Origin of the sequence: Sphingomonas gei (genome assembly GCF_004792685.1) — a bacterium.
GTDB lineage: Bacteria > Pseudomonadota > Alphaproteobacteria > Sphingomonadales > Sphingomonadaceae > Sphingomonas > Sphingomonas gei.
Genome location: NZ_SRXT01000005.1, coordinates 364,788 through 376,869, shown reverse-complemented (window position 1 = coordinate 376,869; position 12,082 = coordinate 364,788). Strand labels below are relative to the sequence as shown.

Here is a 12,082-nt window from a genome sequence, read left to right as displayed (position 1 = left end):
GCGAATGTCCCACAGTCATTCGTCCAAAGATAGGACATATCCGACTTGCGCGACGTCGATTTGCTCGCGCTCAGCTTGGCTTAATTTCATCTAGCCTTGCGGCCATTTGGCGGATCCGCGTAAGTTGTTGGAACGGATTGTCAAAATTACACCCGTCGCGCGGTGAAGCGAAGAAACATTATGAAACTTTTACTTGTCCATGGAGCGCACGGTTCCCGCGCAACGCGTCAGCCGAAGGTGGTGTCGAGGAACATCATCGCGGCGAGCCCGATCATCAGCCCGGTGGTGACCTTGCCGCCGCCGTTGATCCTGGCATGCGCGTCGGGGATGATGTCGGACGCGACGACATAGATCATCGCTCCAGCGGCGAGGCCCAGGCCCCAGGGGAGAAAGGCTTGCGCGACGGTGACGATGCTCACGCCGATCAGCCCGGCGACCGGCTCGACCAGCCCCGAAGCCGCGGCGATCAGCGCCGCGCGGCCGCGCGAATAGCCGATCGAGCTCAGGGCGACGCCCACGGCGAGCCCTTCGGGGATATTCTGCAGCCCGATGCCCAGAGCCGTCACCCGCCCGGCATCGAAGTCGCCGCCGCCGAAGCTCACCCCCACTGCCATGCCTTCGGGGAAATTGTGCAGCGTCACTGCGGCGACGAACAGCCAGATCCGCCGCACCGAAGCCGAGGCGGCGGCGATTCCCGGCGGCCCCAGCCCGAGCTTGTCGAGCGGCGGCACCCAGTCGTTCAATTTGGCGATGGCGAAGGCGCCGAGCAGGACCGCGGCGACGACGGTGATCGACGCGCCAGCCTGGCTCGCACCCTGGTGCCGCGCCACTTCGATCGCCGGAAGGATCAGCGAGAAGAAGCTCGCGGCTAGCATCACCCCCGCGGCGAATCCAAGCAGGAGATTCTGCTGCTGATCGCTCGGCTGGCGCATGACGAGCACGGGGATCGCGCCGAGCCCGGTCGCCATTCCGGCGGCCAGGCTGCCCAACGCGCCTGCGATGATGATCTCGTTCACGGCTTTAGCACCACCCGGCGATCTCCCTGCCCGCGCCCGTCTCGTTCGGGAAGCGTATCAGCAATCGATCGACGTACCACCAGGGTTCCGCGCGAAGCGCCCGGGCATAGAAAAGGGCCGCGGCAGGATTCCCGCCGCGACCCTTCACCTCCCCCCGGAGCAGCTCGCAATTTGGCTTTGCCGAGGCGGTGAAACTGCAGCGCTCGGAACCGCGACATTAAGGAACAGCGATCTTCCCGCGCATCATAGTTTCTGTTCGCGCGATCATAACCGCGGCGCATGTTCGCCGGAGATAGCGCCCTGGTTGCAACACCTTCGCCATTGACTGGCGGACCATGCCGGGCGAGCGTGCCGCAAGCGGTTCGGGGATCTGGCATGGCGCAACATCGGCTGCACTATCGATCGGCTGCGCCTTTTGGCTGATCCGGCGGTGGCTAGCGCAAGCGACATTCCCCGCGGCTTTCCGCGCATGGCGCTCTACGTGCTGCTCGGCTTCTCGGCGGGGCTGCCCTTCTACATGTTCTCGACCGTGCTCAGCGTGCGGCTGGCCGAACATGGCGTCGCGCTCGCGATCATCGGCTTCTTCGCCTGGGTGCAATTGCTCCCCACCTTCAAGTTCCTCTGGGCGCCGTTGCTCGACAAATACGACGTTCCCGGCTTCGCACGCTTCTTCGGCAAGCGCCGCGGCTGGATCATGCTGTCGCAGCTCGGGATCTTTACGTCGATGCTCGCGATGGCGCTGTTCCCGAGCGATACGAGTCTGCCGCTGACGGCGTTGTTCGCGGTGCTGCTGGCCTTCTGGACGACGACGCTCGAAGTCGCCGCCGACGCATGGCGGATCGAGCTGGCGCCGACCCCGGAGGAACAGGGCCCGGTCGCCGCGTCGAATCTCTGGGGCTATCGCAGCGCGATGGTCGCCGCGGGAAGCGGCGCGTTGCTGTTCGCCGATGCTGCGGGCAGCCTCGCGCCGATGCTGCGCAGCATCGGAGTCGCGCCGAGCTGGCAATCCTCCTATCTGCTGATCGCCGCGGGCGCGTTCGTACCGCTGCCGATCCTCGCCTTGCTCCCGCGTCAGCCGGGCTGCGATGGCGGGCGCGTGGCGTCGCTGGCGACCGGGCTGGTCGCGGCGGCAGCAATCCTGCTGGTGCTGGCAGTGGCGACGGCAGGCATCGGCTGGCTGATCCTCGGCGCCGCGGCGGGGGCCGGGATCAGCTCCAAGACCAACGTCACCCCAGCCGTGCTCGTCATCTGCATGCTGCCCTTCCTCGTCATGGCCGCGCTGACCCCGCGCATCCGCCGATTGGCGCCCGACGCTCCGGCACGCGCCTCGGCGGCGATCGGGCCCTATCTCGATTTCTTCTGGCGCTATGGCTTCTACGCGATCGTGCTGATGGGGTTCGTCGCGGTGTATCGGATGGGCGACGTGCTCGCGCTCAACCTGTCCAAGCCAATGATCCTCGATCTCGGCTATACCAAGAGCGAGATCGGCCGCGCCGACGGGGTGGTGGCGCTCGCATCGAGCATCTTCGGGGTCGGGCTCGGCGGCTGGATGGTGACGCGCTGGCGCTGGGGGGTGACGCTCACGATCGGCGCGATCTTCGCCGCGATCGGCAATTTCGGCTTCGTCTGGCTGTCGCATCAGCCGCACGACGAATGGCTGCTCTACGTCGCCACCGCCGCCGACCAGTTCGGCAACGGCATGGCAGGCGCGGTGTTTGTGGTCTACCTCTCGATGCTGGTGAACCCGCGCTATCCGGGTGCGCAATATGCCTTTCTCTCGGGCTTCGCCTTCCTGCTCCCGCGGCTGCTGTCGGGCACCGCCGGACAAGTCGTCGAGTGGCTCGACGGCGTGGGGCTGAAGGGGTTCGACGTGTTCTTCCTGGCGTCCGGAGTGATCAGTCTCGCGGCACTGCTGTTCCTTCCCGTTCTCGCCGGGGTGAAGCCCCGCGCCGACGACCGCGAGCCGCTACCCGCATGATCGACGTCGCCTTCGCACCCGCCGCCGCGGCCGTCGCCGACCACCGCATCCCCGGCGCCGCGCTCGGCATCGTCGCCGCCGACGGCCGGCGCTGGGTCCGTCACGCCGGCAACGCGGCGCTCGTTCCTGAACCCGAGGACCTGACCGAGGAGCATTGGTTCGATCTCGCCTCGGTCTCCAAGGTGATCGCCACTACCACGATGATCCTGCGCCTCGCCGATTGGGGCAAGCTTGACCTCGACGCCCCGCTGACCACCGCGATCCCCGACCTGCGCCAATACGACCTCGCCAACGCCGCCGAGCGAAAGCTCACCTTCCGCGATTGCCTGGCGCACCGGACCTTCCTGCCCGCGGTCGAACCGATCTACACCTATGGCGACGACCCGGCGCGCCTGCGCGCCTTCATCCTCCAGCGCGAATGGCGCCACGGCCCGCCGGTCTATTCGGACATCAACTTTATCCTGCTGGGCATCGCCATCGAGCGAGTCACCGGCCAGCCGCTCGGCGCGTGGGATTTGGGCGAAGGCCTGAGCTTCGGCCCGCCCCCCGGCCCCGCGGTCGCCACCGAATGCTGCAATTGGCGCGGCCGCGTACTCAAGGGCGAGGTCCATGACGAGAATTGCGCCGCGATGGGCGGCCAGACCGGCCATGCCGGGCTGTTCGGCACCGTCGCCGGGGTGCTTGGCTTCGCGCAGGGCCTGCTCGACGGCAGCTGCGCGTCGCCTGCGATACTCGAGGCGATCCGCACCCCCCAATTCGAACATCGCACCTGCGGCTGGGAGCGCAAATTTGCCGGATGGTCGGGCGGCCAGGCCTGCTCGAACGAGACGATCGGCCATACCGGCTTCACCGGCACCGGGCTGTGGGTCGATTTCGACCGCGGCCTCGCCTGGACCCTGCTCACCAACCGAGTCCATCCGACGCGGCATCGCGACAGCGGAATCTTCCAGCTTCGTCCCGAAACCGGGGATGCAGTGATCGCGGCGTGGGACCGGGTTAGCTAGTTCGCCTCGGCCACCAGCACCAGCGCCGCATCGAGAAACCGCGTCGCGCTGGCATCGGCGGGAACGTCGTTGGCGAAGGCCGAGAAGGTCAGCGTCTTGCCGCTCTTTGCGATCAGATAGCCCGACAGCGCATTGGTCGCATTCAGCGTCCCCGTCTTGGCGAAAAGCTTGCCCTCCAGCGTGGTCCCCTTGAAGCGCCGCGCCAGCGTCCCGTCGACGCCACCGATCGGCAGCGACGCGCGCCACGCTTCGCCCCAGGGCTGGCCGGCGATCCAGCGCAGCATCTTGGCCGCGCCGCGCGGCGCCACCCGGTTGTAGCTCGACATGCCCGATCCGTCGGACAAGTCCCACGCGGTGCGCGGCACTCCCGCGGCATCGAGCATCGCACGCACCTCCGCAACACCGTCGGCGATCGAGCCGCCGCCCTGGCGGAGCCCCACCCGCCGCAGCAGCAATTCGGCGTGGAGGTTCTGACTGACCTTGTTGATCGTGACCATGTCTTCCGCGAGGGGCGGAGGCGTCAATCTCGCGAGCGCTTCCTGCGCCGGAGCGCGGGCGGCAGGGGCGCCCTTGCGCACGTCGGGATCATCAGCGGGAGTCAGCGCACGGTGCCGCGCCGAGACCTGGCCCGACACTTTCACGCCGCGCGCCGCGAGCAGCTCCTTGAACCGCCACGCGGCATAATGCGCCGGATCGTCGATCCCCACGCGCAGCGGCTCAGGCTTGGCATCCACGCCGATCGTGCCGGTGACTCGCAGCACCAGTCCGTTGATGTCGCGTTCGTAGCCGAGCTTGTTCTCGGCACCCGCAACGCTCACCGCGCGATTGTCCACCCGATAATATGCCAGCGGCAAGACGACCTTCGGCGGCGCGCCGACCGCGCCCGGCGTCACTTCGACCACCAGTTCGTTATCGTCGAGCGTCAGCGCAGAAATCCCGGTACCCGAACGGCTGGGAATGTTGTTCCAGCTCATCCCCGGACTCCAGCGCTGATCGGGAAACGCACTGTCGTCGCCGATCACATTGCGCACCCGCCTGGTCTTCGCCGCCACGACGTCGGCCAGTTCGGCGAGGCAATCCGCCTTGCAGTCCCCCGCGCTCGACAGCCGCGCATCGCCATGCCCCTCGAGGATCACGTCGCCGCCTTCGATCCGCACCGCCGCGCCGCCCGAGCGGTCCGGCTGGTCGAGCCCCGCGAGCGAAGCATAGGCCGCGGCAGTCGTGAACATCTTGGTATTGGACGCCGGGAGGAAGCGCCCCTCGGGATTGACTGCGACAACCTCCTTGCCGTCCGCATCGGCCACCACGAGGCCGAACCGCGTGCCGGTCGCCGCCGCGGCGAACCCCGCCTCGACCCGCTGCTGGAGGTCCTGGGCCAGCGCGGGACTGGCGGCGAAGAGAGCAAGCGGGAGCAGCAGCGATCGTTTCATCCCCGAAGCCTATCGCCAAACCGCGCCGGGGCAACCGTCACCCGGTCGACAGGGCATAACCGCAAGGCATCGCCCTCGTCTTGAGCGGGGAAGTCGCCTAGGATAGTCGCCCGATGCGCGCCGCCCCCGAGCCCTTTCTCCTCGCCCAGCAACTCGCGCGCGCCGGCCGCCTCGCCGAAGCGCGCGCCGCTTACGCGCGCAGCGTGGACGCTCATCCCGATTTCCTCCCCGGCTATCTCGCGCTGAGTGGCCTCGCCGCGCACCAGGGGGATGACACCACCGCGCTCGCCGTGCTCCGCGCCGCGCTCGCTCGCGCCGACGGCAATGCCGCGGCCCGCCACGCAGTCCGCCGGCCGCTCGCCGAATTGCTCGCGGCGCTCCGCCCGGCGCGGTTCGACGCAGCGCTAGAAGCCGATCTCCTGACCTGCCTCACCGACGACCAGCTCGATCCGCAGCCACTGGCGCGCGTCACCGCGGCGCTGCTGCTCCACACGCAGCCCGCAAGCAATCACCCGCTCTGGCGCGCTTTCCTCACGCGCTGCATCAACACCCATCCCGCCATGGAAGCATGCCTCGTCGCACTGCGAAACAGCTTGCTCCTCTCGGGCGACGCGAGCGCGCCGCTGCTGCCGCTGCTCGCACTCCAGGCTTTCGCCGGTCAATATGTCTGGGCCGCGCCCGCGATAGCCGCCGAGGGCGCACTGGCGGCGCTCGTGCACCCGCCCACAGAACTGCCCGGAGACCCCGCCTGGCAGCCGCTCGCGGATCGCGTTCGGGAACTGGCGGCCGAGCGCGAACTGGCCCCGCGCATCGCCAGCTTCGCGCCCGACGCCGACGATCTCTCCGGCCAGATCCGCCGCCAATATGAAGAACATCCCTATCCGCGCTGGCAGGCACCCCCGGCATCGCGCCGCACCGACTTGCGGCAAATCCTCGAACGCCTGCCCGGGATCGATCGCGCCGCGCTGCCGCAGCCGCCGCTCCGGCTGCTCGTCGCGGGTTGCGGCACCGGCTACGAAGCGCTCGACCTCGCGCGGATGGATTCCAGCCTGTCGGTCACCGCGATCGATCTCAGCCGCGCCAGCTTGGCTTTCGCCCGGCGCAAGGCCGACGCGCTCGGCATCGCCAATATCCGCTTCGTGCGTGGCGACATCCTCGCGCTTGCGGCGCTGGGCGAGCGTTTCCACATCGCCACCAGCACCGGCGTGCTTCATCATATGGCCGATCCCGAAGCCGGCCTTGCGAGCATCGCGGGCGTATTGCCCCCGGGAGGCGTGATCCGCCTCGCCCTCTACAGCCACCGCGCCCGCGCACCCGTCCGCGCTGCACACGCCCTGATCGCCGAGCGCGGCTGGCAGGCCGATGCCGACGGGATCCACGCCTTTCGCGCGCACATCCTCGCTTTACCCGCCGGCGATCCGCTCGCGGTGCTGCGCGACAGCGACGATTTCTACAGCCTCAGCGGCTGTCGCGATCTCGCTTTCCACGTCCAGGAGCGACACTATCGTTTTCCGGAGATCGGTGCGCTGGTCGCGGGCGCCGGACTTCGGCTCGTGGGTTTCGATCCCTTGCCCGAGGCGATGGCACGGTTCGGGGAAAAGCACGGGCAGCACGCCGACCCGCTCGATCCCGCGCTCTGGGATGCAGTGGAAGCCGAGCACCCGTTCCTGTTCGCCCGGATGATCCCGTTCTGGTGCCAGAAACCCGCTTAGGCTTCGGCCCTTGCCCGATACACCGCTTCGTCGAGTTCGCCTTCCCAGCGCGCCACGGTCGTCGCGACGACCAGGTTCGCACTCGCGCTTGGCACCGTGCGGGTCATGTCGAGCAGCCGGTCGAACGGCAGCACGAACCCGACCACCAACGCGGTCTGCTCGGGCGGCACGCCCACCGCCGAAAGCACTGCCGCCAGCATGAACAGCGACGCCGAGGGCACCGGCGCGGTCCCGAGTGCCGCGAGCGCGCCGGTCAGCAGCACCATGGCATAGACTTGCGGGCCGAGCGGCGTGCCGAAGGCCTGCAGCGCGAACATGCTGAGCAGCCCGACATACATCGCCGTGCCGTCCTTGCCGATGCTCGCGCCGAGGGGCAGGACGGTCGAGAAGACCGGACGTGCCACGCCTAGATTCTTCTCCGCCACGCGCATCGCCACCGGCAGCGTCGCCGAGCTCGAGGCAGTCGAAAAGGCGACGACCAAAGCGTCGACGATCCCGCGAAAGAACGGCAGCACCGGCAGCCTGGCGAGAAGCCGCAGGATCAGGCTGTGGACGATGACGATCTGGATCAGCGAGCCCAGCACCACCGCCAGCGCCAGCCAGCCGACATTGACGAACACCGCCGTCCCGTTCGCCGCCACGGCGTTGGCGATCAGCGCGAACACGCCGAACGGCGTCGCCTCCATGACGATTCCGACGACCTTCAGCAGCACCGCCGATATGGATTGCAGCAGCGCCGCGAACGGTTTGCCCGGCTCCCCCGCCACCACCGTCCCCACGCCGACCAGGATCGCGACGAAGATCAAGGCGAGCATGTCGCCCTTGGCCAGCGCCTCGACGATGTTGAGCGGGACGATGCCGATCAGCTGCTGATACGGCGTCACCGGATCGCCCAGCGCATGCGGCGCCGCAGTGCCGAGCGCCGCGCCGACCCCGGGCTGCACCAGGGTCGCGACCAGCATCCCAACCGACACCGCGATTGCCGTGGTCAGCGCGAACAGCCCCACCGTTCGCCCGCCCAGCCCGCCCAGCCGTCGTGGGTCGGCCAGCGCCGTGATCCCCGCGGCGATCGTCACCAGCACGATCGGCGCTACCAGCATCCGGATCGCGCGGACGAACAGATCGCCCATGAACTGCACGTACGGCGTACCCTGCGGCCAGACGAGCGCGAAGAGCAGCCCCAGCGCCAGCGCGCCGAGCACGCGCTTCCACAAAGCGATGGCGAACCAGCGGGTCAGCATGAAGCGCTGCCCCCACGCCCTTCCCCGTCACCCCCGCGAAAGCGGGGGCCCATCTCCGGCATGCGCCTCGAACGCAACGACTGTTGCATCGCCTGGACAGAATAGGAGATGGGCCCCCGCTTTCGCGGGGGTGACGGCTGGTGGGACGGGCGCTTCGAGGTCATCAGCGACAGGTCCCAGCGGTCGGCTTGTGCGGCAGCGCCCGCCCCCCGGCCTTGCCGGTCAGCGCGCCACTGTCGACCGCCACCACGCCGTTGACCACCACCGTCCGCACACCCTGCGCGGCCAGCGTCGGCCGCTCATAGGTCGCCCGCGCGGCATAGGTCGCCGGATCGAACACCACCACGTCCGCGAACGCGCCCGCACGCAAATGCCCGCGCCCGCTTAGCCCGAACGTGTCGGCAGTCAGCGCCGAACTCCGTTCGATGAATTGCCGCACCGTGATCACCCGCTCGGCGCGGGTGTATTTCGCATATTTGCGCGCGAAGCTGCCATAGATTCGCGGGTGCCCGCCCGAGGCGTCCGACCCGGTCATCACCCAGGGTTGCTGCATGAATTTGGCGATGTCGGCCTCGCTCTGGTTGAACGAAACCACCCCGGGATCGGCGATACGGATCACCGTGATCGCCGCATTTACCGGGTCCTGCCCGACTTCCTTTGCGACATCCGCCAGCGTCCGGTTAAGATATTTGCCCTCGACGATCAGCAATTTGTCCGCGCCGCCGCGCTTGCGCAGATTCTCGTTGATCCCGCTGCGCAGGTTGCGCGCCAGTGCCGGATTGTCGAAGCGCTTGAGCAGGGCCGTCCGCCCGCCATCCTGCGCCCAGAGCGGCATCAGCGACGCGACGAGGCTCGTGCCGCTCGCCGACCACGGATATTGATCCGCGGTCACGTTCTGCCCCACACGCCGCGCCGCCTCAATCTTGGCGATGATCGCGGGCGCCTGACCCTGCACGTCGACGCCGAGCGCCTTGATGTGGCTGATATGCGCGGGCAGCTCGCCCCGCTTGCCGATCGCGATCGCCTCGTCGATCGCCGCGGCGAGGCCGACGGTATAGCTGGATTCATCACGGATATGGCTGTCATAGACGCCGCCCCGGAGCCCCGCCTCGCGCGCCAGCGCGACGACCTCGCCGGTCTTGGCGAAGCTCTGCGGCGCGTAGAACAGCCCGGTCGACAGTCCCAATGCGCCTTCGCACATCGCCTTCGCCACCAGCGTCTTCATCTGCGCCAGCTCGGCATCGCTCGGCACGCGATCGGCCTCGCCGACCACCTTCTCGCGCACCGCGCCGAAGCCGACATAGGCGGCATAATTGATCCCCACCGGCTTCGGCGCCGCGCTGCCCAGCACCTTGGCGACATCCGGCGTGCCGCCGCCGTCGTTGCCGATGAACGCCGTGGTTACCCCCTGCAGCAAGAAGGCGGGCACCAGCCGCTTCGCTGCGTCGTCCGAGGTCAGCTCGCCGCCCATATGCGTGTGCGGATCGATGAAGCCCGGCGCGACGATCATGCCCTTGGCGTCGATCGTGCGTGCCGCGACGACGTCGGCATGCCGGCTCACCGAGACGATCCGATCGCCGGTGATCGCCACATCGCCAACGAACGGTTCGGCCGAGCCTGTGTAGATCGTGCCGCCGCGGATCAGCAGGTCTACCTTGCGCGGGGCGGGCGATGCCGCCCCCAGCGACAGAGTCGCGATCCCGAGCAGCAGCGCGACCTTCATATCGTTCCCCAAAATCCCGGTTGCGGCGGTACCAGCCAGCCGGCTTCGTCGCGCACGCCGCCCCGCCGATCCTCCCTGAGCCAGATCGGCCCGTCAAGGTCGACGAAATCGCTCATCCGCGCGATGTGCAAAGCCGGCGCGATCGACAGCGACGAACTCACCATACACCCAGTCATAAGCCCCAGCCCGCGCGCCCGCGCCGCCTGGGCAAGCGCGAGCGCCTCGGTCAGCCCGCCCGATTTGTCGAGCTTGACATTCACCATTTGATAGCGCCGCGCGATCACGTCCAGGTCCGCGGCGACATGCACCGATTCATCCGCGCAGATCGGCACGTCGGGACTGAAACCCTCCAGCCATGCGTCGGCCTCGGCCGGCACCGGCTGCTCGAGCAAATCGACCCGCAGCGTCACCAGCACCGCTTGCATCGCGCGCACGAGCTGCTGGTCCCAGCTCTCATTGGGATCGACGATCAGCTTCGCATTGGGGGCGGCACCCCGCACCGCGCGGATCTGCGCGTCGGGGATCGTCGCGTCGACCTTGACCTTGATCAGCGGCGCATCGGCGATCCTGCTCGCCGCCACTGCCATCGCCATTGGCGTGTCGATCCCGATCGTCAGCGCACTGACCAGCCGTTCGGGCTCGGGGGCGCCGATCTTGGCGGCGACGCTGCGCCCGTCCAGCCGCGCCTCGAGGTCCCACGAGGCGCAATCGAGCGCGTTGCGCGCCGCGCCCGGGGGCAGCAACGCCTGCAATTGCGCCCGGTCCGCGCCGCGCTCGACGTCGTCGCGAACCCGCTCGATCGCCGCGAGCGCGCTTTCGATGCTTTCGCCATAACGGGCATAGGGCACGCCCTCGCCGCGCCCGACCAGCCCACCCTGCTCCAGCTCGACCGTGACCACCTCCGCCTGCGTCTTGACGCCGCGGGAGATCCGGAAGGGCTGGCTCAGTGCGAAGCTATCGTGCCGCGCGCGGAGGGTGCGGGACATAGCAATTCGTCGAGGATCGCCTCGACTCCGAAGGCGATCGGATCGGTGCAGGGCAGGCCGTGCCGGTCTTCCAGCCGCGCGCACAATGCCCGCGCCTCGGCGGCGTCCATCGTCGAAGTGTTGAGACAGATGCCGACCGCACGCACATCGGGGCTGGTCAGCCGCGCGACGAGCAGGTTCATCTCGAGGCACGCGCCGAGATCGGGCAGCGCCCGGCCGGGAATGCCGCGCATGTGGAGCCGGTTGGGATCGTGGCACATCACCAGCGCCTCGGCCTGCGCGCCGTGGAGCAGCCCGGTCGATACCCCGGCGAAGCTCGGGTGGAACAGCGAGCCCTGGCCTTCGATCAGGTCCCAGCCGTCATCGTCGCGCGCGGGGGCGAGCTGCTCGATACCGCCCGAGATGAAGTCGGCGACCACCGCGTCGATCGGCACGCCGCCGCCCGCGATCAATATCCCGGTCTGCCCGGTCGCACGGAAATCGGCAGTCACGCCGCGCGCCTGCATGCCGCGGGTGAGCGCCAGCGTCGCGTACATCTTGCCGACCGAGCAATCGGTGCCGACGGTGAGCAGCCGATGCCCGGCGCGCTTGTTGCCGTTGCCGACCTTGAGGTCCGCTGGCGGGTCGCGCACGTCGAACAATTGAAGCCCCTTGTCCTTCGCCAGCGCCGCCAGCCGCGGCTGGTCGCGCAGCCGCTGGTGGAGCCCCGAGGCGACGTTCATCCCCGCCTCGAGCGCCGCCGCAGCGTCGTCGACCAGGTCGCCACCCAAGGTCCCGCCCGAATTGGCGATGCCGAGCACCAGAGTCCTGGCCCCCGCCGCGGCGCCCTCGGCGATCGTCATCCGCGGCATGTCGAGCGTCAGCGGGCAATCGTCGTAGCGAAACTCGCCGACGCAATCCTGGGGGCGGAACGCCGCCAGCCCGCGCGAAGTCTTGATGCCGACGGCGTCGGTGCTGTGGCCGAGATAGAGCAGAAAGGGAGCAGGGATCAT

Annotated in this window: 9 protein-coding genes; 3 read left to right on the top strand and 6 right to left on the bottom strand. The window is 68.6% G+C overall.

All coding sequences use genetic code 11. The features are described from left to right. Positions 1 to 227 precede the first annotated feature (227 nt). Positions 228 to 1,016: a ZIP family metal transporter gene (locus E5A73_RS14545; RefSeq protein ID WP_240700197.1), complete on the bottom strand. Its 789-nt coding sequence runs from the start codon at positions 1,014 to 1,016 to the stop codon at positions 228 to 230. A 430-nt stretch (positions 1,017 to 1,446) separates the two neighbouring features. Between E5A73_RS14545 and E5A73_RS14540 the strand changes: the two genes are divergently transcribed. Next, positions 1,447 to 2,994 carry an MFS transporter gene (locus E5A73_RS14540; protein WP_240700196.1) on the top strand — a complete coding sequence of 516 codons (1,548 nt, stop codon included), beginning with the start codon at positions 1,447 to 1,449 and terminating at the stop codon, positions 2,992 to 2,994. Beyond that, positions 2,991 to 3,998, top strand: coding sequence for a serine hydrolase domain-containing protein (locus tag E5A73_RS14535; protein WP_135964553.1), 1,008 nt, complete (start codon positions 2,991 to 2,993; stop codon positions 3,996 to 3,998). The genes E5A73_RS14540 and E5A73_RS14535 overlap by 4 nt, the downstream gene beginning before the upstream one ends. Here E5A73_RS14535 and dacB read toward each other — a convergent pair. Next, complete coding sequence (gene dacB / locus E5A73_RS14530) at positions 3,995 to 5,428, bottom strand: D-alanyl-D-alanine carboxypeptidase/D-alanyl-D-alanine endopeptidase (RefSeq protein ID WP_135964552.1); 1,434 nt, start codon at positions 5,426 to 5,428, stop codon at positions 3,995 to 3,997. The genes E5A73_RS14535 and dacB overlap by 4 nt on opposite strands. A 113-nt stretch (positions 5,429 to 5,541) precedes the next feature. On the opposite strand from dacB, the gene E5A73_RS14525 reads away from it, so the two are divergent. Beyond that, positions 5,542 to 7,140: a class I SAM-dependent methyltransferase gene (locus E5A73_RS14525; RefSeq protein WP_135964551.1), complete on the top strand. Its 1,599-nt coding sequence runs from the start codon at positions 5,542 to 5,544 to the stop codon at positions 7,138 to 7,140. Here the strand turns inward: E5A73_RS14525 and E5A73_RS14520 are convergent. From E5A73_RS14520 to dgcN, 4 genes are all read right to left on the bottom strand, one after another. After that, positions 7,137 to 8,381 (bottom strand): dicarboxylate/amino acid:cation symporter, encoded by a 1,245-nt coding sequence (locus E5A73_RS14520; RefSeq protein WP_135964550.1) that lies wholly within the window; start codon positions 8,379 to 8,381, stop codon positions 7,137 to 7,139. The two genes, E5A73_RS14525 and E5A73_RS14520, sit on opposite strands and share 4 nt — an antisense overlap. A 163-nt stretch (positions 8,382 to 8,544) precedes the next feature. Next, positions 8,545 to 10,104 (bottom strand): N-acyl-D-amino-acid deacylase family protein, encoded by a 1,560-nt coding sequence (locus E5A73_RS14515; RefSeq protein ID WP_135964549.1) that lies wholly within the window; start codon positions 10,102 to 10,104, stop codon positions 8,545 to 8,547. Beyond that, complete coding sequence (gene dgcA, locus E5A73_RS14510) at positions 10,101 to 11,090, bottom strand: N-acetyl-D-Glu racemase DgcA (RefSeq protein WP_135964548.1); 990 nt, start codon at positions 11,088 to 11,090, stop codon at positions 10,101 to 10,103. The genes E5A73_RS14515 and dgcA overlap by 4 nt, the downstream gene beginning before the upstream one ends. After that, positions 11,048 to 12,082, bottom strand: coding sequence for an N-acetyltransferase DgcN (gene dgcN, locus E5A73_RS14505; RefSeq protein WP_206366501.1), 1,035 nt, complete (start codon positions 12,080 to 12,082; stop codon positions 11,048 to 11,050). The genes dgcA and dgcN overlap by 43 nt, the downstream gene beginning before the upstream one ends.

What these genes read in the sequence shown, in the direction of transcription:
- E5A73_RS14535 (WP_135964553.1), top strand. Translation starts at nt 2,991, where the DNA reads ATGATCGACGTCGCCTTCGCACCCGCCGCCGCGGCCGTCGCCGACCAC.
- dgcA (WP_135964548.1), bottom strand. Translation starts at nt 11,090, where the DNA reads ATGTCCCGCACCCTCCGCGCGCGGCACGATAGCTTCGCACTGAGCCAG.
- dacB (WP_135964552.1), bottom strand. Translation starts at nt 5,428, where the DNA reads ATGAAACGATCGCTGCTGCTCCCGCTTGCTCTCTTCGCCGCCAGTCCC.
- E5A73_RS14520 (WP_135964550.1), bottom strand. Translation starts at nt 8,381, where the DNA reads ATGCTGACCCGCTGGTTCGCCATCGCTTTGTGGAAGCGCGTGCTCGGC.
- dgcN (WP_206366501.1), bottom strand. Translation starts at nt 12,082, where the DNA reads ATGATCCCTGCTCCCTTTCTGCTCTATCTCGGCCACAGCACCGACGCC.
- E5A73_RS14515 (WP_135964549.1), bottom strand. Translation starts at nt 10,104, where the DNA reads ATGAAGGTCGCGCTGCTGCTCGGGATCGCGACTCTGTCGCTGGGGGCG.
- E5A73_RS14525 (WP_135964551.1), top strand. Translation starts at nt 5,542, where the DNA reads ATGCGCGCCGCCCCCGAGCCCTTTCTCCTCGCCCAGCAACTCGCGCGC.